21 protein-coding genes are annotated in these 21,477 nt (G+C 74.0%); 12 read left to right on the top strand and 9 right to left on the bottom strand.

All coding sequences use genetic code 11. The features are described 5' to 3' along the window. Nucleotides 1–3: 3 nt before the first annotated feature. The gene (locus ABZ576_RS17255) at nucleotides 4–1,803 is read right to left on the bottom strand and encodes a SpoIIE family protein phosphatase (RefSeq protein ID WP_360740961.1); all 1,800 of its coding nucleotides are present in this window, start codon (nucleotides 1,801–1,803) and stop codon (nucleotides 4–6) included. A gap of 229 nt (nucleotides 1,804–2,032) precedes the next feature. Here ABZ576_RS17255 and ABZ576_RS17260 point away from each other — a divergent pair, with 229 nt between their 5' ends. Both ABZ576_RS17260 and ABZ576_RS17265 read left to right on the top strand, forming a co-directional pair. Next, nucleotides 2,033–2,926 carry a glycosyltransferase gene (locus tag ABZ576_RS17260; RefSeq protein ID WP_360740963.1) on the top strand — a complete coding sequence of 298 codons (894 nt, stop codon included), beginning with the start codon at nucleotides 2,033–2,035 and terminating at the stop codon, nucleotides 2,924–2,926. A gap of 450 nt (nucleotides 2,927–3,376) precedes the next feature. Next, nucleotides 3,377–7,039: a BTAD domain-containing putative transcriptional regulator gene (locus ABZ576_RS17265; RefSeq protein ID WP_360740965.1), complete on the top strand. Its 3,663-nt coding sequence runs from the start codon at nucleotides 3,377–3,379 to the stop codon at nucleotides 7,037–7,039. A gap of 18 nt (nucleotides 7,040–7,057) precedes the next feature. On the opposite strand, the gene ABZ576_RS17270 is transcribed toward ABZ576_RS17265, so the two are convergent. Together ABZ576_RS17270 and ABZ576_RS17275 are read right to left on the bottom strand one after the other, a co-directional pair. Further along, the gene (locus tag ABZ576_RS17270) at nucleotides 7,058–8,746 is read right to left on the bottom strand and encodes a bifunctional 3'-5' exonuclease/DNA polymerase (protein ID WP_360740967.1); all 1,689 of its coding nucleotides are present in this window, start codon (nucleotides 8,744–8,746) and stop codon (nucleotides 7,058–7,060) included. Nucleotides 8,747–8,794: 48 nt separating this feature from the next. Beyond that, on the bottom strand, nucleotides 8,795–9,553 hold the full coding sequence (locus ABZ576_RS17275; RefSeq protein ID WP_360740969.1) for a Clp protease N-terminal domain-containing protein: 759 nt from the start codon (nucleotides 9,551–9,553) through the stop codon (nucleotides 8,795–8,797). Nucleotides 9,554–9,700: 147 nt separating this feature from the next. Between ABZ576_RS17275 and ABZ576_RS17280 the strand changes: the two genes are divergently transcribed. Then, the gene (locus ABZ576_RS17280; RefSeq protein WP_360740971.1) at nucleotides 9,701–10,807 is read left to right on the top strand and encodes a DUF2786 domain-containing protein; all 1,107 of its coding nucleotides are present in this window, start codon (nucleotides 9,701–9,703) and stop codon (nucleotides 10,805–10,807) included. Nucleotides 10,808–10,824: 17 nt separating this feature from the next. On the opposite strand, the gene ABZ576_RS17285 is transcribed toward ABZ576_RS17280, so the two are convergent. From ABZ576_RS17285 to rpmB, 4 genes are all read right to left on the bottom strand, one after another. Next, nucleotides 10,825–11,337: a DUF4232 domain-containing protein gene (locus ABZ576_RS17285; protein WP_360741123.1), complete on the bottom strand. Its 513-nt coding sequence runs from the start codon at nucleotides 11,335–11,337 to the stop codon at nucleotides 10,825–10,827. Between the two features lie 219 nt (nucleotides 11,338–11,556). Beyond that, nucleotides 11,557–12,234 (bottom strand): hypothetical protein, encoded by a 678-nt coding sequence (locus tag ABZ576_RS17290; RefSeq protein ID WP_360740973.1) that lies wholly within the window; start codon nucleotides 12,232–12,234, stop codon nucleotides 11,557–11,559. Between the two features lie 69 nt (nucleotides 12,235–12,303). Beyond that, nucleotides 12,304–12,609 carry a 30S ribosomal protein S14 gene (gene rpsN / locus ABZ576_RS17295; RefSeq protein ID WP_360740975.1) on the bottom strand — a complete coding sequence of 102 codons (306 nt, stop codon included), beginning with the start codon at nucleotides 12,607–12,609 and terminating at the stop codon, nucleotides 12,304–12,306. A gap of 37 nt (nucleotides 12,610–12,646) precedes the next feature. Continuing rightward, nucleotides 12,647–12,883 (bottom strand): 50S ribosomal protein L28, encoded by a 237-nt coding sequence (gene rpmB / locus ABZ576_RS17300; protein WP_360740977.1) that lies wholly within the window; start codon nucleotides 12,881–12,883, stop codon nucleotides 12,647–12,649. Nucleotides 12,884–12,944: 61 nt separating this feature from the next. Here rpmB and rpmG point away from each other — a divergent pair, with 61 nt between their 5' ends. From rpmG to ABZ576_RS17330, 6 genes are all read left to right on the top strand, one after another. Further along, entirely contained in the window at nucleotides 12,945–13,109 is a 165-nt protein-coding gene (gene rpmG, locus ABZ576_RS17305) for a 50S ribosomal protein L33 (protein ID WP_360740979.1), read from the top strand. A 5-nt stretch (nucleotides 13,110–13,114) separates the two neighbouring features. Continuing rightward, entirely contained in the window at nucleotides 13,115–13,363 is a 249-nt protein-coding gene (locus ABZ576_RS17310) for a type B 50S ribosomal protein L31 (protein ID WP_360740981.1), read from the top strand. Continuing rightward, the gene (locus ABZ576_RS17315) at nucleotides 13,363–14,610 is read left to right on the top strand and encodes a GTP-binding protein (protein WP_360740983.1); all 1,248 of its coding nucleotides are present in this window, start codon (nucleotides 13,363–13,365) and stop codon (nucleotides 14,608–14,610) included. The genes ABZ576_RS17310 and ABZ576_RS17315 overlap by 1 nt, the downstream gene beginning before the upstream one ends. Further along, nucleotides 14,610–14,843 carry a 30S ribosomal protein S18 gene (gene rpsR, locus ABZ576_RS17320; RefSeq protein WP_360740986.1) on the top strand — a complete coding sequence of 78 codons (234 nt, stop codon included), beginning with the start codon at nucleotides 14,610–14,612 and terminating at the stop codon, nucleotides 14,841–14,843. Before ABZ576_RS17315 ends, rpsR begins: the two co-directional genes overlap by 1 nt. A 125-nt stretch (nucleotides 14,844–14,968) precedes the next feature. Further along, nucleotides 14,969–15,367, top strand: a complete 399-nt coding sequence (locus ABZ576_RS17325; protein ID WP_360740988.1) for an SRPBCC domain-containing protein — start codon at nucleotides 14,969–14,971, stop codon at nucleotides 15,365–15,367. Between the two features lie 146 nt (nucleotides 15,368–15,513). Continuing rightward, nucleotides 15,514–15,783, top strand: coding sequence for a DUF397 domain-containing protein (locus ABZ576_RS17330; RefSeq protein ID WP_360740990.1), 270 nt, complete (start codon nucleotides 15,514–15,516; stop codon nucleotides 15,781–15,783). Nucleotides 15,784–15,928: 145 nt separating this feature from the next. Here ABZ576_RS17330 and ABZ576_RS17335 read toward each other — a convergent pair whose 3' ends face one another. Continuing rightward, nucleotides 15,929–16,405, bottom strand: coding sequence for an ATP-binding protein (locus ABZ576_RS17335; protein WP_360740992.1), 477 nt, complete (start codon nucleotides 16,403–16,405; stop codon nucleotides 15,929–15,931). A gap of 366 nt (nucleotides 16,406–16,771) precedes the next feature. On the opposite strand from ABZ576_RS17335, the gene ABZ576_RS17340 reads away from it, so the two are divergent. From ABZ576_RS17340 to ABZ576_RS17350, 3 genes are all read left to right on the top strand, one after another. Continuing rightward, nucleotides 16,772–17,596, top strand: coding sequence for a helix-turn-helix transcriptional regulator (locus tag ABZ576_RS17340; protein ID WP_360741125.1), 825 nt, complete (start codon nucleotides 16,772–16,774; stop codon nucleotides 17,594–17,596). An 83-nt stretch (nucleotides 17,597–17,679) separates the two neighbouring features. Next, nucleotides 17,680–19,140, top strand: coding sequence for an aldehyde dehydrogenase family protein (locus tag ABZ576_RS17345; protein ID WP_360740994.1), 1,461 nt, complete (start codon nucleotides 17,680–17,682; stop codon nucleotides 19,138–19,140). A 288-nt stretch (nucleotides 19,141–19,428) separates the two neighbouring features. Continuing rightward, nucleotides 19,429–19,977: a DinB family protein gene (locus ABZ576_RS17350; RefSeq protein ID WP_360740996.1), complete on the top strand. Its 549-nt coding sequence runs from the start codon at nucleotides 19,429–19,431 to the stop codon at nucleotides 19,975–19,977. Between the two features lie 76 nt (nucleotides 19,978–20,053). On the opposite strand, the gene ABZ576_RS17355 is transcribed toward ABZ576_RS17350, so the two are convergent. Then, entirely contained in the window at nucleotides 20,054–21,460 is a 1,407-nt protein-coding gene (locus tag ABZ576_RS17355) for a glutamate decarboxylase (protein ID WP_360740998.1), read from the bottom strand. Between the last annotated feature and the right edge of the window lie 17 nt (nucleotides 21,461–21,477).

Below are 21,477 nucleotides of genomic sequence, written 5' to 3' on the forward strand. Positions count from 1 at the left end.
GGATCAGCGGGACGGCCCGGAACCCTCGGCGTCCGCCGGCGGCCGTCGGCGGGCGGCCAGCAGGGCGATGTCGTCGTCGCACATGCCGTTCGTCAGCCGGCTCAGGCAGGTGTCGAGCAGGTGCTCCAGCGAGTCGTCGGCCGACAGGCCCATCGTGGTGAGGGCGTTCACCGAGTCGTCGATGTCCACTCCCCGCTGCTCCACGAGGCCGTCCGTGTAGAGCAGGAGCACGGAGCCCGGTTCGCACGCGAACGTCGTCATCTCGTAGTCGCCGAGCTCGGTCCCGAGGGGCGGGCCGGCCGGGAGGTGCATGAGACCGGCGCTGCCGTTCGGGCGGATCACCAGGGGCGGCAGGTGTCCGGCCGTGGCCGCCGTACAGGTGCCGGCCTCGGTGTCCAGGAGGACGAGCAGGCAGGTGGCGACGCGGTCGAGGCCGATGCGGGCGGCCCGGCGGTCGGCCTCGGTGAGCATGGCGTCCACGGGCAGTCCGGCGGCGGCCACGGTGCGCAGGACCGAGCGGTACTGGCTCATGGCCACCGCCGCCTGGAAGCCGTGTCCCATCACGTCGCCCATGACGAGCAGGGTCCGGCAGTCCGGGAGCGCCACGGAGTCGTACCAGTCGCCGCCGACGAGGGCGCTGCGGCCCGAGGGCAGGTAGCGGGTGGCCACCTCGACCGTGGGGTGCGGGCGGTCGGGTTCGGACAGCAGGGCCCGCTGGAGTTCCAGCGTCATCGTGTGCTCGTGGCTGTACCGGCGGGCGCTGTCGATGGAGACGGCCGCGCGCGCGGCGACGCCCTGCGCGGTGAGGATGTCGTCCTTGCTGAAGGGGGGCGACTGGCCGATCCGCATCAGCATCACGGTGCCGACACTGCGGCCGGCCGTGGGCAGGGGGACTATGAGCACGGAGTGGACCCCGGCGGTCCGGAAGATCCGTACGCGGGCGGGGTCCAGGACGACCTTGTGGAACAGCTCGTCGGAGGCCTGGTTGCCGAGCCAGGGCCGTCCGCTGTCGATGCAGCGCCGGAACGCCGAGCCGCGCGGCAGGTCGACGTGGGGTCCGGGCCCGCCCAGTTCGCCCAGGTGCCGCTGGAGTTCGGGCGGCCCGGACAGCTTCATCTTGCGCAGCCGGAGCATCCCGGGAGCCGGCGGCGGCGTACCGAGGAAGGTGTCCTCGACGATCCCGACCGCGGCGACGTCGGCGAGCGAGGGCGCGAGGAAGTCGGCCAGTTCGGCGCAGGTGGCCTCCACGTCTAGGGTGGTGCCGACCCGGGTGGCCGCGGCGTCCAGCAGGGCGAGCCGCTGGTGGGCGTTCTCCAGGTCGTCCAGGTACTGGCGCAGGTTGCTGATCTCCACCGCGATCCCGCACACGCCGACGACGTGCCCGTCCGTCTGCAGCCGGTGGAAGACGGCGCGCCAGAGCCTGCGTCCCACCGGTGAGGGGACGCGGGTGGTGCCGGCCAGGGTGACGTCGCGGGGCCGTCCGTCGGCGAGGACCTCGATCAGTACGTCGTCGGGTGCCTGCACGTCCGGCAGCACCTCGCCGATCGTCCTGCCGAGGAACGCGGCGGCGGGGACGCCGGTCACCCGGGACCAGGCGGGGTTGACGTAGAGGCAGCGCAGGTGGCGGTCCAGGAGGACCACGGGGGCCAGGGTGCCTTCGATGATCCCGCGCAGGAAACCGCACTCGCAGGGCGTCCGGGCGCCGTCGGCCGACGGGATGAAGACCTCGCCCCCCATGATCCTCGGCGCTTGGGCCTGGACCTCGGGGAAGAGCCACGACGGCGGGAGTCGTTCAGCATTCACCTTCTTCTCCGGCGGTCCGGGCGGTCGGCCCCTTCCCATCGTGCGGGGGCGGCGGACCGGCCGCATCCCGGCTGCGGTGCGGGCCGGGGAACGCGGCGACAAAACCGGGGCAAAGGGCTCGCAAAGTGAATCGGCGCCGGGCGGATCCGCACCCCTGAGGCAACATCCTGGTGAACGGCGGGCAGCGCGCGGCCGGAGCGCGGTGCCGCCGCCGGCCGGGGTGGAGGACGTGGTGGAGCCGAGGATCGCCGTCGCCGTGGTGACGATGGGCAACCGCCCGGCCGAGGTCGACGCCCTGCTGGAGTCCGTGGCCGCGCAGGACCTCGCTCCCGCGCGCATCGTCATCGTCGGCAACGGCTGCCGGCTGCCCGAGTTCGCCCGCCGGCTCTCCCTGCCCGGCAAGGTCACCACCATCGACGTCGAGGAGAACCTCGGCTGCCCGGGCGGCCGGAACGTCGCCCTCGGCCGGCTGCGCGAGTTCGGGGACGTCGACGTCGTCGTGGAGCTCGACGACGACGGACTCCTCGTCGGCCCCGACGTCCTGCGCCGCGTGCGGGACCTGTACGCCGCCGACCCCCGCCTCGGCATCGTCGGCTTCCGCATCGCCGACGAGCACGGCGAGACCCAGCAGCGGCACGTGCCCCGGGTGGGGGCGTCCGACCCGATGCGCGGCGGTTACGTCACCGGGTTCCTCGGCGGCGGGCACGCCCTGCGCATGGCGATGCTCGCCGAGACCGGGGACTGGCCCGCCGAGTTCTTCTTCGCGCACGAGGAGACCGACCTCGCCTGGCGCGCCGCCGACGCCGGCTGGAAGATCCTGTACGCCCCCGAGCTGCTCCTGCGCCACCCCAGGACCTCGCCGGCCCGGCACGCCGTCTACCACCGCGTCAACGCCCGCAACCGTGTCTGGCTCGTCCGCCGCCGGCTGCCGCTCCCGCTCGTCCCCGTGCACCTCGGCGTGTGGACCCTCCTCACCCTCGCCCGCGCCCGGTCGGCAGCGGGCCTCAGGGCTTGGTTCGGCGGGTTCGTGGAGGGGCTGCGGGAGCCGGCCGGTGAGCGCCGGCCGATGCGCTGGCGCACCGTGTGGCTGCTCACCCGGCTGGGGCGGCCGCCGGTCATCTAGCCGGGCGGCGGGACCGGGCGGCAAGACCGGGCGGCGCGGGAAGCGGGCCGGCGGCCGCGGGAGGAACGGCGGACGGGACGGGGCCCCGGTCGTTCACCTCCGCCGGCCGGGGCCCTGCACGTCCCCGGACCCAACCTGCGGCGACACTCCCCCGAGTTACGCGACATACGCGCGCGCCGTGAGGCCGGATCCGATGGAATGATCACATCAGGACGCACCAACGGATCGCTAACATGAGGCCAACGGTTCGTCGGCAAGTCGCCGACCGGTCGGCCGGAAGGCGGCCGGCGGCAGCGGGCACGGCCCGGCAGGGACACGGGTCCCACCGCCGGGCGGACGGTGGCGGGAGACCGTGGGGACAGGGCGGAACTCCGCCGGACGACGGCGGGCACGCGCCCGCCGGGGAGCGCGGTCGGCCCCGGCCGGGCGGGAAGGCAGTGGAGCGGCGTGATGCGGCGGTGCGAGCTGCGCTTCGGACTGCTGGGACCGCCGGTCCTCTACGACCGGTCGCAGTACGGGATTTCGTACGACCCCTGGGACGGCACCTCCCACGACGTTCCCCACGGCACTTCCTACGGCCCCTCCCACGGCACTTCCTACGGACCCTCCCACGGCCCCTCCGGCGCGTACCCCGCCTCCGGCGGGCGGTCCTGCGCCGGGGGCGGCAAGAGCTCCTCCGCCGCTTACGGCCGTCCCTTCTGCCCCGCCTCCCCCGGCCGCTCCGCCGAGCAGCCCGGTGACGACCCCCGCGACAACGGCGTACGGGCCATCGGCAGCCCCAAGGTCCGTGTGCTGCTGGCCGCGTTGCTGCTGGAGGCGGGCCGGGTCGTGTCGGTCGAGTCGCTGAAGGACGCGCTGTGGGGCGGCGCGCCGCCCGTGTCGGCACAGGCGTCCCTGCACAACCACGTCGCCCGGCTGCGCCGTCTGCTGGACGACCCCGAGCGGCTCAGGGCCGTACCCCCGGGATACCTGCTGCGCGTGGACCACGGCGAGCTGGACGTGCACGTCTTCGACGTCCGGGTCGCCGAGGCGCGGGCCGCGCACGCCCGGCGGGACTGGCCCGGCGTCGTACGGGCCTGCACCGCCGCGCTCGCCCTCTGGCGCGGTACCCCGCTCAGCGGGCTCCCCGCGGACATCGGCGGCTACGCCCTCGTGCAGCGCCTGGAGGAGGCCCGGCTGCTCCTGCTGGAGTGGCGCTACGACGCCGAACTCGCCCTCGGCGGAGCACGCCCGGCCGCGCTCGTGCCCGAGCTTGCGGCGCTGGTCGCGGAGTATCCGCTGCGCGAGGCGTACCACCGTCAGCTGATGCTCGCCCTGCACCGCACCGGCCGCCAGGCCGAGGCCCTCGCCGTCCACCGGGACCTGCGGGCCCGCCTGCTGGAGGAACTCGGCGTCGAACCCGGCCCGTCGGTCCGTGACGCGCACGTGGAGGTGCTGCGGGGGAGCGGCGAGCGGCGGCGTCGGGACGCGGAGCACGGCGACCGGGGGCCGGCCGGCCAGGACGCGCGGTCCCGGCGGGTGAGCGACGTGCCGGACGGCGGCACCGGTGACCCCGCGACGACCGGCACGCCCGCGGACTCCGCGGCTTCCGCGGCGGGGGAGGCCCCCGCGACTTCCGGCGCTTCCGGGGGCTCCGCGCCCTCCCACGCTTCCGGGACGTCCGCGCCCTCCGACGTTCACGGGGCCTCCGCGTCCTCCCAAGCCCACGGGACATCCGAGGCGCCCGTGGCCCCCGCGCCGCTGGCGGGCCCCGGGTCAGCCGCGTCCTCGGCGTCCTCGGCGCCTGCGCAGGCCGGCAACGGACCGGCCCCTGACGGTCCGGACCCTGACGGTCCGGACCCTGACGGTCCGGCCCCTGACGGTCCGGCCCCTGACGGTCCGGCCCCTGACGGACCGGCCCCTGACGGACCGGCCCCCGCGCGGCAGACTCCGCGTCCGGCCCAGCTGCCGGCCCCGCCGGGCCACTTCACCGGCCGCTCCGACGTACGCCGTGAGCTGCGGCGCGCGCTGACCGAGGCGCCCGCCCCGGCCTCCGGCGTCGCGGTGATCAGCGGTATGGCGGGCGTCGGCAAGAGCGCGCTCGCCCTGCACGTCGCCCATGAGCTGAGGGAACGTTTCACCGACGGCCAGCTCTACGTCAACCTGCACGGTGCCACGCCCGGCAGGACCCCGATGACCGCGACCCAGGCGCTGGCCGCGCTGCTGCGCGACCTCGGTACCGAGCCGCGCAACATCCCCGAACACCTGGACGCGGCGGCCGCGTTGCTCCGCTCGCTGCTCGCGCCCGCCCGCATCCTGCTGGTGCTGGACGACGCGGCGAACGCGGCCCAGGTACGGCCCCTGCTGCCGGCCGGGCCCGGCTGCGCGGTGATCGTCACCAGCCGTTCACCGCTCACCGCGCTCGACGGCGCCCGGCGTTTCCCGCTGTCCCCGCTGACCGGTGAGGACAGCGCCGCCCTGCTACGCGCGGTGAGCGGACGCGCGGGACTGGACGCCGGCCACGCGCTGGTGGAGCTGACCGGCCGGCTCCCGCTCGCGCTGCGCGTGGTGGCCGCCCGGCTGGCCGCCCGCCGCGCCCTCACCCCGGACGTCCTCGCCGCCCAGCTGGCGGACACGGGCGGACGCCTGCGCCACCTGGAGTACGACGACCTGAGCGTCCGCCGCTCCCTGGCGGTCGCCCACGACGCGCTCGCCGCCGCCGAGCGCGAGGCCGACCGGGACGCGGCCCTCGCCCTGCGGCACATCGGCGCGCTCGACCTGCCGGCCTACGGCGCCTCCCTGATCGCCCGCCTCACCGGCATCGGCGAGCGGCGCGCCGAGGCCGCCCTGGACCGCCTGGTCGACGTGGCCCTCCTGGAGGAGACCGCCTACGGCCGCTACGCCCCCCACGACCTGGTCCGCGACTTCGCCCGCGAACTGGCGGACGCCGGCACCGGCACCGCCGGCAGCCCCGACCTCACCGCCCTGCGCTGGTACGCCGCCATGGCCGAGCGGGTGCTGGAGGCCGTCGTGGAGCCCGGGCTCGACCAGGACGACCGGCGGCGGCCGACCGCCGCGCAGCCGGCCGGGCACGCCGCGGAGGTGGCCGCCCTCGCGCCCTTCGAATCGGCCGAGGACGCCTTCGCCTGGGGCGAGGTGGAACTGGAGAACGTCGTCGCCCTGGTGGCACGGAACGCCGGCACCGAGGACGCGCCCACCGCGGCCGCTCTCTCCGCGCTCGCCCGGCTGCTCTTCCCGTACGTGCAGCGCGGTGGCCGGGTCGCCGAGATGGAGGTGCTGGGGCGGGCCGCGCTCGATGCGGCGCGGCGGCTCGGCGACCCGGCGGCCGAGGCGTACGCGCTGGGCGACCTCTCGGGCCTGTACTTCCTGACCGGCCGGCAGAACGACGCCCTGGCCCTGACCGACCGGGCCCTGGAGATCTGGGGGCGGCTGGGCACGGCCTCCCGCATCCGGCGCTGTCTGAACAACCGCGGGCTGCTGCTGGAGGGGCTCGGCCGGTTCGAGGAGTCGGGGGAGGCGCTGCGGCAGAGCCTCGCCTACTCGCGGCTGCTGAACGACCCCCACGGCGAGGCCGTCACCCATAGCCACCTCGGCAACCTCTACGAGCACACCGACCCGCGCGCCGCCATCGAGCAGCACCGGCGCTCGCTGGCGATCGGGGACGCGATCGGCGCGGTCATCGTGCAGCACTCCGCGCACTGCAACATCGGCTACGCCCATCTCAGCCTCGACGAACCGGCCGCCGCCGCCCGGCACTTCGAGGAGAGTCTGCGCATCCTCGGCGGCCACGGCGACTGGCACGGCGAGTCCCAGACCCGGCTCGGCCTGGTCCGCGCGCTGCGCCGGCTCGGGCAGGCCGAGCGGGCGGCCGGCGAGTGCGCCGAACTGCTGCGCGGGGCCGACGCCCGCGCCGACCGCTACATGGGCGGGCTGGCTCTGCACCAGCACGGCTTGCTGCTGCGCGGGCGGGGACGGGAGGCGGAGGCGCGGGATGCCTGGCGCCGGGCGTGCGCGGCGCTGGACGGAACGGACGCGCAGGCGGTCCTGACCGAGCTGCGCACGCTGCTGGAGGGCGGCTCGGCCACGGGACGGGACGCGGGCGCGGGCGGCTGAACCACCGGCGGGCACCGCTCACTTGGCGTCGGCATAGCACTCCACCACCGCGGTGCTGAACGGGAACCGCACCGGTGTCCGGCCGAAGGTCAGCCGTCCGGCGAGGGCGGCGGACTCGCGGATGGCCTCGACGACGGTGCCGGCCTCCTCGGCCGGGCAGTGCACGATCACCTCGTCGTGCTGGAAGAAGACCAGCTCGGCCCGGAGCCCCGCGCAGGCCCGGCGCAGCGCGGCGAGCAGCAGCAGGGCCCAGTCGGCGGCGCTGCCCTGGACGACGAAGTTCCGCGCGAAGCGGCCGCGCGCGCGGGAGCTGCCGGAGGCGTGTCCGGGAGCCCAGCCGGCCTGGCCCTCCGGGCCCTCCTCGCCGACCGGGATGCCCGCCTCCTCCGCCGCCTCCTCGCCCGCTCCGGCGGCCGGCGGGCAGGTGCGGCCCAGCCAGGTGCGCACCAGCCGGCCCTCCTCGCCGGCGCGGGCGGCCTCGTCGACGTAGGCCACGGCCTGCGGGAAGCGGCGGCGGAGCGCGGCGAGGTTCTTCAGGCCGTCCCCCGAGGTCTGGCCGTAGATCGCGCCGAGCACGGCGATCTTGGCCTGGTCGCGGTCGCCGGAGAAGGCGCGGTCGGAGACGGACTGGTAGAGGTCGCTCTCCCGGCCCGCCACCTCCATCAGGCCGGGGTCGCGGGAGATCGCGGCCAGCACGCGGGGCTCCATCTGGTCCGCGTCGGCCACCACCAGCCGCCAGCCGGGGTCGGCGACGACGGCCCGGCGGATCACCTTGGGGATCTGGAGGCCGCCCCCGCCGTTCGTCACCCAGCGGCCGGTGACCGTGCCACCGGCGAGGAACTCGGGGCGGAAACGGCCGTCGCGCACCCAGTCCTGCAGCCAGGACCAGCCGTGCGCCACCCAGATGCGGTACAGCTTCTTGTACGCCAGCAGGGGCGCCACCGCGGGGTGGTCGACGGACTGGATCTCCCAGCGGCGGGTGGACTTCACCTTGATCCCGGCCTGCGCGAAAGCCTTGATCACGTCGGCGGGCAGGTCGGGCCGCACCCGGCGCCCGAAGGCCGCGGACACCTCGTCGGCCAGCTCGGCGAGGCGGCGCGGCTCGCCGCCGCCCGCGTACCGCTCGCCGAGCAGGTCGTGCAGCAGCTCGCGGTGGACTGCGGCGCTCCAGGGTAGGCCCGCGTGGTTCATCTCGGCGGCCACCAGCATCCCGGCCGACTCGGCGGCGGTCAGCAGGCGCATCCGGTCGGGGTGGGCGGTCTTCTCGTGCCGCCGCAGCTGGTCGGCGTAGACCGCGAGGAGGTCGGACAGCGGCAGGTGGGCGCCGGACGGTTCGAACAGGGGGGACTGTGCGCCCGGCTGGGCGGCGCGCTGCGGCGGATCGGGTGGCACGGGGCCGCCTCGGAGGCGGGCCAGGGCGGCGGCGGCCGAGCGTGGCTCGCCGTACCGGCCCTCGTGGCCCAGCAGGAGTGTCTCGGCGTCCTCGATGTCGTAGCACCGCTCCACTCGCACCCCCGTGGCGAGCAGACGCGGATAGACCTCGGGGGTCGACCGCCACACCCAGCGTGTCACCTCCGGGCGGCTCCGCACCGCCCCGGCGAGATCGCTCTCCCGCCGCACCGGCCCGGCGGGCAGCCCGTCCGGGCCGAGGGGGGCGACGTCCACGCCACCGTCCTCGGCCGGTGCGAGCGCCCACCGGTCGGTCATGACAGCGAGTCTGGCAGGGGGGTCTGACAATCGCCCCGACCTGCGGTTCTATCCGCGGTTCTGCTCCTGCTCACCGCCCGCACCGGCTGTCTGGTCGAGCAGCAGCGCCAGCACCTCGGCGACGTACTCCTCGGTGGCCGCCTTGGTGATGCCGAGACCGCTGAGGACGCCGTGTCCGTTCTCGTGCTCCAGCAGGGCGAGCAGGATGTGTTCGGTGCCGATGTAGTTGTGGCCGAGGCGGAGAGCCTCGCGGAAGGTGAGCTGGAGGACCTTCTTGGCCTCGGGGCCGTAGGGGACGAGGCCGGGGGCGTCGTCGGCGGCGGGCGGGAGCCCGGCGGTCGCGGCCTCGCGCACGGCGTCCAGCGGGACGCCCTGTGCGGTGATCGCCTTCGCGGCCAGGCCCTCCGGCTCGGTCAGCAGGCCGAGTACCAGGTGCTCGGTGCGGCCCTCGGTGCTGCGGGCGGCCAGCGCCTCGTCGTGTGCGGCCGCGACCACCTGCCGGGCGCGGGGCGTGTAGCGGCTGAATCCCTGGCCGGGGTCGAGGTCGGCGGACTCCTTGGGCACGAACCGCTTCTGTGCCGCCTGCCGGGTCACGCCCATGTTCCGTCCGATGTCGGTCCAGGACGCGCCCGACCGCCGGGCCTGGTCGACGAAGTGGCCGATGAGGTGGTCGGCCACGTCACCGAGGTGATCGGCGGCGATGACCGCGTCCTGGAGCTGTTCGAGGGGTTCACTGTGAACCTTCTTGATCGCCTCGATGAGGTCGTCGAGGCGCACGGATGCCGTGAAATCTGCGTTGGTCGCCATACTGTCAACCGTAGGTTGCGCCCCCCGGGGGTGTCAACTGTCGGTTGACAGTGGTTGGTGATGTCCCGGACGCGCCCGGCCGCCGCTTTGTCCACAGGGTGTGGACGGCCCGGCCCGGTGTCGGGGGTGCGTGGCACGATCGAGGGCGTGACCAGCACTGCGAGCACCGTCGAGCGGGCCTTCCGGGCCGCCCTGTACGACGACACCGACACCGGACTCGACACGGGCGCCTCCCTGCTCGCCGCCGATCCCGGCGCCGACGCCGAACTGGTGCGGCGGGGTGAGGAGTTCGTCGCGACGGCCTGGCGGCGCGGCTGGCAGCCCGCCGACGTCGTACGGCTCGTCCGGCGGGAGCTGGACGACGTGCACGTACGGCTCGCCGCCGGGCTGATCCGCGCGCAGACCGGGCGGGACCGTCCGCGCGGGCGCCGGTGGGCCGCCCAGGTCGAGGCCCTGCCGGAGGGCCCTGCACGCGGGGGCGACCGTTTCTCGCACGCCACCGCCGTCCTGGAGCTGTACCGCCTGCTGCTGCGCCTGCCCCCGCTGGAGCCGCTGGAGGAGCCCCGCCGGGAGCACGGTCCGGCCGCCTCGCGCATGCTCACCCGGATCCGGGCGCTGCTCGCCAAGGCCGAGGCGACTAGCTATCCGGAGGAGGCGGAGGCGCTCAGCGCCAAGGCCCAGGAGCTGATGGCCCGGCACAGCGTCGACGAGGCGCTGCTCGCCGCCGAGGCGCCCGCGCCGGACTCGCCCGGTGCCTGCCGCATCGGGGTCGAGCCGCCGTACGAGCAGGCCAAGGCCGTCCTGCTGGACGCGGTGGCCACGGCGAACCACTGCCGCGCGGTGTGGAACGAACCGCTGGGCTTCTCCACGGTCGTCGGCTTCGAGGCCGACCTGGAGGCGGTCGAGCTGCTCTACACCTCGCTGCTGGTGCAGGCCACGCACGCGATGGCCAAGGCGGAAGCGGCCCAGCGCGCGGGCGGGCGCAAGCGGACCAAGACTTTCCGGCAGTCCTTCCTCGCGGCGTACGCCCACCGCGTGGGCGACCGGCTCGCGGCCGCCGCCGAGACCCAGGTGACCCAGGACCTGCTGCCGGTGCTGGCCACGCGCGCGGTGGCCGTCACCAGTCGGCTGGAGCGCATGTTCCCGGAGACCACCACGACCCGGCTGCGCGGGGCCGGCGACGCGGCCGGCTGGACGGAGGGCGCACGCGCGGCGGACCGCGCCCAGGTCAGAGCCCGGCCACGGCTGGAGTGAGCCGGCCGGGACGGTGATCAGTCGCCGGCCCGCTGGAAGGCGCTGACCGAGGCGTCCGGCTTGTCCGCCGCGCCCTTGCCCGCCACCGGGCCGTACTTCCACGGGTATGCGCGGGTGGTGTCGGAGCCGGGGAAGGCGATCTTCACGGCCGTCGCCTCCAGGCTGCTCCCGTCACCCGCCGCACCGCGCACGTAGGTGATGGTGAAGGACGCGGAGTCCCCCTTGGCGAGCTCGATCTTCTGGGGCTTCGCGCCCTGCTGCGGCGACAGCGGGGTCTCGGTGCGGCCGGACTCCAGCAGCACGCGGGGGAACCGGTCCAGGGTGCACGCCGCGGTCTGGTTGGTGATGCTGACCGGCACCTCGCCCGTGTCACCGGCCGCCGGAGCCACGCTCGCCGGCCCCACCTGCACCGAGAGGTCGCCGATCTCGCAGGCGGAGCCGTTCTTGTCCCCGCCCGAGCCACCGTTGTCGCAGGCGGTCAGGGCGAGGGCGGCGGCGAGGGCGGTGACGGTGAGCGGAAGGGCGCGCATGGGCTGGTTCCTGTCGATGTCGTGACGGTGCTCCAGCATCATGGCCCGTACGGTCCCGGCCCGCTCGCGCGCCCCTCCGGACGAGGCACGCTTCCCGGCCGCCGCGTCACCGGTCCGGGAAAGTCCAGCGGCCCCGACGGCCGCCGCGTCACCGGTTCCGCGAGGTCCAGCGGCCCCGACGGCGGTCTCCTCCACTGCCGGGAGAGCCCGGCGGCCGCGTCACTCGTTCGGGAAGCCCGGCAGTCCCGACGGCAGCTTGCCGCCCTCCGCCTTGGTGTACGTCTCCTGGCCCGTCTTGCCCGACCAGGTCACCTTCAGGGTGTCGCCGTCCACCGAGTCGACCGTGCCGGCGGTCCGGTCCTTGCCGCCGTCGGCGCAGGTCAGGCGGATCATCCGGGTGCCGTCCTCGGCGCCCGCCGTCCCGCTGCACACGGTCCCGCCGGTCGCGAAGACCCCGGCCTCCCTCCCGGTGATCACCAGGGCCACGATCTTCCCCCCGGCGGTGGTGATCCAGCTGCCCTGGAGCTCGGCCGAAGCACCGGTCACGGCCGGGGAGGGGGTGCTCGCCGACGGGGTCGCGCTGGGCGTCGGCGACGAGCCGTCCTTGTCCTCGGAACCGCCCCCGCCGCCGCACGCCGCCAGCGCCAGCGAGCCCAGCAGCGCGCAGACGGCCGGCGCCGCGCCCCGCCACCTGCGCCCCGGAGCCGAAGCGGCCGCCACACCCGTTCCGGACGCGCGGCCCGTGGCGGTCGGTGCGGTCGCCGTACCCGGGCCCGACGGGCGGCCCGAGGCGGTCGGTGCGGTCGCCGTACCCGGGCCCGACGGGCGGCCCGTGGCGGTCGGTGCGGTCGCCGTACCCGGGGCGGACGCGGCCTCCGTCGCGGTCGAAGCAGTCACCGTCGAGCTCCCATGCGGTAGCGGGCCGGCCGCCCTCTGCGGACGGCCCGCAGCGCAAGCTACCAGCAGTTACCAGGAGGCCTTCCGGACCCCGGGCAGATGGCCGAGGTGGGCCTGTGCCCGCAGGTTCACCCGGGACAGGCCGAAGGCGCGCAGGAAGCCGCGCGGGCGGCCGTCGGTCTGGTCCCGGTTGCGGACCCGGGTGGCGCTGGCGTCCCGTGGCTGCCCGCGCAGCTCCCGCTGGGCGGCGAGCCGTTCGGCGGGGCTGCCGGAGGGGCGGCGGACGATCTCCTTCAGCTCCGCCCGGCGCTCGGCGTACCGGGCGACGGTCTCCTTGCGCCGCTCGTTCTTCGCGATCTTGCTCTTCTTCGCCATCAGCCCCTCACTCCCCGCGTGCGGACGCGCGTCGCCATCAGACCCGCACCCCCCGCGCGCGGATGCGGGCGACGGCCGCCTCGACGCCGATCGCGTCCACCGTCCTGACGGCCCTGGCGCTGAGCCGCAGCCGCACGTACCGGCCCTCGCCGGGCAGCCAGTAGCGCTTGGTCTGGATATTCGGGTCGAAACGGCGGGAGGTGCGCCGGTGGGAGTGGGAGATGCGGTTGCCGAAGCCCGGCCGGGCCCCGGTGAGCATGCAGTGCGCGGACATGGTGATCCAGCTCTCCTCAGTCAGTGATGCTAATGGAATTCATTTTCAGTAAGGTAGCAGCATGGCACGCAACGAACTCCGCCCGGTCATCAGACTCCGGTCCACCGCCGGCACCGGCTACACCTACGTGACCCGCAAGAACCGCCGAAACGACCCCGACCGCGTGACGCTGCGCAAGTACGACCCGGTCGTCGGCCGGCACGTCGACTTCCGAGAGGAGCGCTGACCGCCATGCGCCAGGGCATCCACCCCGAGTACGGGCCGGTCGTGTTCCGTGACCGTGCCGCGGACTACGCGTTCCTGACCCGGTCGACCATGACCAGCGACCGGACGATCGAGTGGGAGGACGGCCACACCTACCCGGTCGTGGACGTCGAGATCTCGAACGCCAGCCACCCCTTCTACACCGGTACCGCGCGCGTGCTGGACACCGCCGGGCGCGTGGAGCGCTTCGAGCGCCGGTACGGAAAGAAGGGTTGATGCTCCCCGTCGTGATCGTCGGTGGACTGCACGCCGACGCCCGCCGGGCGGCCGTCGACCGGCTGCTCGCCGACGTCCCGGGCGGCGTCGTCCTCCACCACGACCTCGCCACGGCCGCCGCCGGCACGGTCGTACGGACGGTGCGTGACCGCGACGGCCTGCTGTCCACGGGCGAGACGCCGCTGGTCGCCGACTGCGCCTGCTGCGCCCTGCGCGAGGACCTGGTGCCCGAGCTGCGCCGGCTCGCCGAGGCCGGCACGACGCGGCTCGCGATCGTCGAGCTGTGGGACTCGGTCGAGCCCAAGGCGATGGCCGAGGTGATCGCGGCCGGCGGTCTGACCGTCACGTCCGTGATCACCGCGGTCGACCCGGCGCTCGTGCTGCCGTACCTCGGCAACGGCGACGACCTCGCCGACGCCGGGCTCGCGGCCGCCGCCACCGACCGGCGCACGGTCGCCGACACCTTCGCCCGGCAGCTGGAGTACGCCCCCGTGCTCGCCGTCGCCGACTCCCCGGAGGCCGACGACGAGGACCGCGAGCTGCTCGCGCAGCTCCATCCGACGGCCCGCCGGGTCCCGGTCGGCCACGGCGGCCGGGCGGGTGGCGGAGTCGAAAACGCTGCCGCGGACCCCTCCGGCACCCCCGGGCCCCTGCCCGCGGGCCCCTCCGGCACCCCCGGGGTCCTGCCCGCGGGCCCCTCCGGCACCCCCGGGCCCCTGGCCGCGGCCGCGCTGGCCGGGTTCGACGTGGAGGCCGCCGCGGCCGCCCAGCACCCGGCCTGCGCGCTGCTGCCCCAGGAGGCCGACCGGCACGGCGTCGCCACCATGGTCTGGCGCCGCCGCCGGCCCTTCCACCCCGAGCGGCTCTACGCGGCGCTGGAGGACCTGACCTGCGCCGCCGCCCGCAGCCGGGGCCGGTTCTGGCTCGCCGACAAGGCGGACACGCTGCTGCACTGGGACGCGGCCGGCGGGGCGCTGTGCGTGGAGAGCGCGGGGCCCTGGCTCGCCGCGCTGCCGGACGCCGCCTGGGAGATGGTCCCGCCCGTCCGCCGGGCCGCCGCCGCGCTGGACTGGCACCCCGAGCACGGCGACCGGTGCAACCACCTCGTCTTCACCTCGCCCGCCCTCGACCGCGACGGACTCACGCACCTGCTGGAGTCCTGCCTGCTCACCGACGCCGAGTACGCCGCCGGACGGGACGCCTGGCGGCAACTCCCGCCCGCCTTCGACACCCTGCTGGAGGTCTGATGCCGCGCAGAAGCGACCGCACGCCCGCCCGGAGCCGCCCGAACCCGCTGGACCGGGCCGGGATCACGTACATCGACTACAAGGACACCGACCTGCTGAGGCAGTTCCTCTCCGACCGCGGCAAGATCCGCAGCCGCCGGGTCACCCGGGTCACGGCACAGCAGCAGCGGCAGCTGGCCCGCGCGGTCAAGAACGCCCGGGAGATGGCACTGCTGCCGTACTCCGGCAGGTGAGACACTCCGGGCAGGCGATCTCCCGCGGTTGACGCGCGGGGGGCCGCCTGCCTGTTCGCCATGCGCCGCCCGAGCCTCCCGGAACACCCCTGGGTGTTCCGGGAGGCCGCTCGCGTCTTTGGGCGGTGCTCGGCCACCGCCTCGCGGCCGCCCCGCCCGCCCGCCGGTCGATGCCGGGCGCCGAGGTGTTCCGGCACCGGCCGGAGGTCGGCCACCGGTACCGGGTGACGTCCGTCCCGCGTCCCGACGCCCGCTTCCCGGGTGCCGTGGAGGTGCGGGTGCCGGCCTACGGCATCGAGCGGATGCCGTCCCTCCGGTGGGCGGACGCCGATCCGGCCAATCCTGCGGACCGGGCCGTCGCCCCGACCCTGGAACACGAAGGGCGCGATACGCGTCTCTTCCTAGTGCACGAGGGGTTCGATCCGGACGATCCGGCTCGGATGACGGAGCGCCCGATCATGGGCCGGGACCGGCGGGGTCATGTCCTGCCTGCTCCCGGGCACGTACTGGATCGGCTCGGGTAAAGCGGTCGTCAAAGCTGTAACCGGAGGAGCACCCCGCGTGCACGTGCATCTGCTCATGCATGCGCACGTGAACAGAGTTATGATCCGGGTCAGTTGACCACAGCATCTATGGCCACATCAGCCAGTGCACCACCGGGGAGCGACTCGTGGACCGCGACGTTGACGGCGTGTACGGGGGGTACGACGTGTACAACGGCATGGCTGCCGCGCAGCTGGACGGAGTGGCCTGGCAGAAGAGCAGGCACAGCAACTCGCAGGGCTCCTGCGTGGAGTTCGCGCGCCTGCCCGGCGGTGATGTCGCCGTGCGCAACTCGCGCTTCCCGGACGGGCCGGCGCTCGTCTACACGCGCGCGGAGATCGAGGCGATGCTCCTGGGCGTCAAGGACGGTGAGTTCGACCACCTGATAGCGAGCTGACCGGCGGCGGGCCGGCCGGGGCGGACCGTGGCAACGATGTCGGAGCCTCGCCGGCGGCCGGGGCACCCGGTGGGAGTGTCCGGGCGGGCGAGGACCGACGGGTGTACGCGCGTAGATGGACGCCGGCCGTCGGTGCCCGGCCGGATCAGCCGGCCGTTTTCAGGCGGAACAGCGCCCAGACCACCTTGCCCTCCAGCGTGCCGGCGAGCGGGTGCCAGCCCCAGCTGTCGGCGAAGGAGTCGACCAGGAACAGCCCCCGGCCCGACTCGGCGGAGAAGTCGTCGGAGTCACGCGGGACCGGGGTCTCGTGGCTCGGGTCGCGCACCGCGCACACCAGCCGCTCGGTCCAGCGCATCAGGTGCAGCCGCACACACGGACCGCGCCCGTCGGTGCGGCCCTGGTCGGCCGGCACCGCGTGGCGCAGGGCGTTGGTGACGAGTTCGGAGACGACGAGGCACACGTCGTCGAAACGCTCGCCGACGTCCCACTGGTCCAGGGTGTTCCGGGTGAAGCGCCGGGCCTCGCGCACCGCCTCGTAACGGGCGGGGAGGGCGCAGGAGGCGGCATCGGACACGGCCGCGGGGTCCAACGGCGGAAGGCCCTGCCGTAACGGCTTGAGCATGGTCGATCCATTCGTCCCCATGCGAGGCACTCCCGGGAATTCGCGGTCGTTGCGATGCAGCGGTGGCGCGGCACCATGGTTTCGGATGCGCAGAGCAGATGCAAGGGCAGATGCACGTGCACGCGACCGAAATGGCCCTGCCCGTACCGCTTCTTGGCCATTTTTTCTGCCATCTCGGGAGCACTCCTGTCAGAGGTCCGGACCTCTTCCCGATCGAGGCGTGACAGAAACGGCCGAGCTCTTTCCGTTTCCGTAACCGTACGAGTACTGCTCGAAGTGTTTTAGTGGCAGACTTCGGGCCCTGAAACACGGTTGGGGAGGCTGGCGAACGTGAGCGCGGGAGAGCCCGGATCGGTGGTGCGGCGCATGCTGCTCGGCTCGCAACTCAGGCGACTGCGTGAAGCACGGGGGATCACGCGCGAGGCGGCGGGGTACTCGATCCGCGCCTCCGAGTCGAAGATCAGCCGGATGGAGCTGGGCCGGGTGAGCTTCAAGACGAGAGACGTGGAAGACCTGCTGACGCTCTACGGCATCACCGACGGGGCGGAGCGCGAGTCGCTGCTCTCCCTCGCCCGTGAGGCCAACGTGGCGGGCTGGTGGCACAGTTACACCGACGTCCTGCCCAGCTGGTTCCCCACCTACGTGGGCCTGGAGGGCGCCGCCTCGCTGATCCGCGTCTACGAGGTGCAGTTCGTGCACGGCCTGCTCCAGACCGAGGAGTACGCGCGCGCGGTGGTCCGGCGCGGCATGAAGGGCGCGAGCACCGCCGACGTCGAACGCCGGGTCGCGCTGCGCCTGGAGCGGCAGAAGTGCCTGCTGTCCGACAACGCCCCCGAGTTCCACATCGTCCTGGACGAGGCCGCCCTGCGCCGCCCCTACGGCGACCGCGAGGTGATGCGCGGGCAGCTCCAGCACCTGATCGACATCTCCGAGCGGCCCAACGTACGGCTGCAGGTGATGCCCTTCAGCTTCGGCGGGCACTCCGGTGAGAGCGGGGCCTTCACGATCCTCAGCTTCCCGGACGCGGACCTGTCCGACGTGGTCTACCTGGAGCAGCTGACCAGCGCCCTCTACCTGGACAAGCGTGAGGACGTCGCCCAGTACGAGCAGGCGCTGAAGGAGCTCCAGCAGGACAGCCCCGGCCCCGGCGAGAGCCGGGACGTGCTCCGCGGTCTCCTCCAGCTCTCCTGACCCAACTGCCCCTGATCGCACGTACCATGACGTTCGATCAGACCCGGCGCAGTTCTGGTGTCCGCTAGCGATTGAGGGATCACATGTCGTCCTACTTCACCGACCTGGCCCAGCAGTACATCGACGGCGAGTGGCGTCCGGGCACCGGCTCCTGGGACGTCATCGACTTCAACCCGTACGACGACGAGAAGCTGGCCTCGATCACCGTGGCCACGGTCGACGAGGTGGACCAGGCCTACCGGGCGGCCGCCCGCGCCCAGAGGAAGTGGGCCGAGACCAACGCCTACACCCGGCGCGCGGTCTTCGAGCGGGCACTGCGCCTGATAGAGGACCGCGAGCAGGAGATAGCCGACCTGATCATCGCGGAACTGGGCGGCACCCGTGTGAAGGCCGCCTTCGAGCTCCACCTCGCCAAGGAGTTCCTGCGCGAGTCGATCCACCTGGCGCTGCGCCCCGAGGGGAAGATCCTGCCCTCCCCGACCGAGGGCAAGGAGAACCGCGTCTACCGGGTGCCGGTCGGCGTCGTCGGCGTGATCAGCCCCTTCAACTTCCCGTTCCTGCTGTCGCTGAAGTCGGTCGCCCCGGCCCTCGCGCTCGGCAACGCCGTGGTCCTCAAGCCGCACCAGAACACCCCGATCGCCGGCGGCACCCTGCTCGGGAAGATCTTCGAGGACGCCGGACTGCCCGGCGGGCTGCTCAACGTGGTCGTCACCGACATCGCCGAGATCGGTGACGCGTTCATCGAGCACCCCGTCCCGAAGGTCATCTCCTTCACCGGCTCCGACAAGGTCGGTAGGCACGTGGCCACCGTCTGCGCCCGCAACTTCAAGCGCTCGATCCTCGAACTGGGCGGCAACAGCGCCCTGGTGGTCCTGGACGACGCCGACGTCGACTACGCGGTCGACGCGGCGGTCTTCAGCCGGTTCGTGCACCAGGGCCAGGTCTGCATGGCCGCCAACCGGGTCCTGGTGGACCGCTCGGTCGCCGACGAGTTCACCGAGAAGTTCGTCGCCAAGGTCCGCACGCTCAAGGTCGGCGACCCGCGCGACCCGCGGACCGTCATCGGCCCGGTGATCAACTCCGCGCAGGCGAGCGCGATCGCCGGCACCGTCGAGCAGGCGCTCGCCGAGGGCGCCACCGCCCTGGTGCGGGGCACCACGACCGACAACCTGGTCGAGCCCACCGTGCTGACCGGCGTCCCGGCCGACTCCGCACTGCTCAGGCAGGAGGTCTTCGGACCGGTCGTCTTCCTCGTCCCGTTCGACGGCGAGGAGGAGGCGGTCCGGATCGTCAACGACACCCCGTACGGCCTCAGCGGCGCCGTCCACACGGGTGACATCGAGCGGGGCGTGGCCTTCGCCAAGCGGATCGACTCCGGCATGTTCCACGTGAACGACGGCACGGTCCACGACGAGCCGATCGTCCCGTTCGGCGGCGAGAAGCACTCCGGCGTCGGCCGTCTCAACGGCGAGACCACCCTGGAGGCGTTCACCACGGTCAAGTGGATCTCGGTGCAGCACGGCCGCAGCGGCTTCCCGTTCTAGCCGCTGCCCGCTGCCCGCTGCCCGCTGCCCGCTGCCCGCTGCCCGCTGCCCGCTGCCCGCCGCCCGCTGCCCGCTGCCCGCCGCCCGCCGCGAGGCGCGAGGCGCCCGGGTCCGCCTGCCCGACGCCCGCGTCGGCCTGCCCGCCGCCCCCTGCCCGGCCGCTTCCGGCGGCCGGCTTTTCTCCGGTGCGGCGGGCCCATGCGGACAGGATCTGACCGCATTGGCCCGTAGCGTCGTCGGTGTCGGGGGCCAGTCCCCGGCGAACGGTCCGACGAAAGGCGGCACGCCATGGTCACGCACGTTCCGGCGGAGGCGAAGGGCGACGAGCGGGGAGCGCTCCTCGCGTTCATCGAGGAGCAGCGCGGCGGGATCCGCCGGGCGCTGCTCGGGCTGACCGAGGAGCAGGCGCGTACCCGCCCGAGCGCCAGCGAGCTGTCCCTGGGCGGGCTGCTCAAGCACGTCGCCGAGGTGGAGCAGAGCTGGCTGGCCCGGGCCAGGCAGGAGCCGCCCGCGGTGCGCCGCGACGAGTCGAACTGGCACGAGACCTTCCAGCTGGTCGGCGACGAGACGGTCGCCTCGCAGCTGGCGTACTGGGAGCGGGTGGCCGCCGAGACGGAGGAGTACATCCGCTCCGCGCCCAGCCTGGACGACACCTTCCCGCTGCCGCCCGACCCCTGGTTCCCGCCGGAGGGCCGCGTCTCGCTGCGCTGGCTCTGCCTGCACCTGATCCGCGAGACGGCCCGGCACGCCGGCCACGCCGACATCATCCGCGAGTCGCTGGACGGCAGGACGGCGTTCGAACTGGTGGCCCTGGAGCAGGCCGGCTCCCGGGGGTGAGCGCGGCACCCCCTGGGGGGCGTCTCCCCGATCATCCCGGGCTCCCGGTGATCCGGCCTGATCGACGAGACACCCCCTAGTGGTGGAACCCGGTGGCCGCGTCCTTGTCCCGGGTCAGCGGCTGCGACTGCCGGCGCAGCTCCGGCAGCAGCCGGCTCAGGTCGTCCAGGAACAGGTCGGCCAGGTCGTGCGAGAAGCCGTTGCGGCACACGATCCGCAGTACGGACAGGTCCTGGCGGTTGGCCGGGAAGGTGTAGGCCGGCACCAGCCAGCCGCCCTCGCGCAGCCGCCGGGAGACGTCGAAGACGTCGTACGACGTGACGTCCTCGGCCGTGGTCAGCGCGAACACCGGCAGCTGGTCCCCGTGGGTGAGCAGCCGGAAGTCGCCGAGCGCCGCGATCCGGCCGGCGAGTGAGGTCGCGACGTCCCGGGTGGACTGCTGCACCGCCCGGTAGCCCTCCCGGCCCAGCCGCAGGAAGGTGTAGTACTGCGCCACCACCTGGGCGCCGGGCCGGGAGAAGTTCAGCGCGAAGGTCGGCATGTCCCCGCCCAGGTAGTTGACCCGGAAGACCAGTTCCCCGGGCAGCGCCTCCTTGTCCCGCCACAGGGCCCAGCCGACGCCCGGGTAGACCAGCCCGTACTTGTGCCCGGACGTGTTGATCGAGGCCACGCGCGGCAGGCGGAAGTCCCACACCAGGTCCTCGTCCAGGAAGGGCGCCACCATCGCGCCGGACGCCCCGTCCACGTGCACGGGGACGTCCAGCCCGGTGCGCTCCTGCAGGGCGTCCAGGGCCGCGCACAGGTCGGCGACCGGCTCGTAGGAGCCGTCGAAGGTGGAGCCGAGGATGCCGACCACCCCGATGGTGTTCTCGTCGCACAGTTCCGCGGCGGCCTGCGGGTCCAGGTGGAAGCGGTCGCCCTCCATCGGGACCAGCCGGGCCTCCACCTCCCAGAAGGTGCAGAACTTCTCCCAGCACACCTGGACGTTGACGCCCATGACCAGATTGGGCCGCGCGCCCGGGTACCGGTCGGCGTTCCGCTTCGCCCAGCGGCGCTTGAGGGCCATCCCGGCGAGCATGCACGCCTCGCTCGACCCGGTCGTGGAACAGCCCACCGCGGCCGACGGATCGGGCGCGTTCCACAGGTCGGCCAGCATCGCCACGCAGCGCCGCTCCAGCTCGGCCGTGCGCGGGTACTCGTCCTTGTCGATCATGTTCTTGTCCCGGCACTCCGCCATCAGCACCCCGGCCTGCGGCTCCATCCAGGTGGTGACGAAGGTGGCCAGGTTCAGCCGGGAGTTGCCGTCCAGCATCAGCTCGTCGTGCACCAGCTGGTAGGCGGTGGAGGGGGCCAGCGGGGCGTCCGGGAGGCGGTGGGTGGGCGGGGCCTCGGTCATGCCGCCGACCGGGTCGGCCTCCCCGTAGAACGGGTTGACCGACACCTTCCGCTCCTCGTGCTTCGCGGGACCGTTGTGCAGGGCCATGGGTGTGCCTCCAGGGG

This window comes from Streptomyces sp. NPDC013455 (assembly GCF_040632975.1).
In the GTDB taxonomy this organism is placed as follows: Bacteria; Actinomycetota; Actinomycetes; order Streptomycetales; family Streptomycetaceae; genus Streptomyces.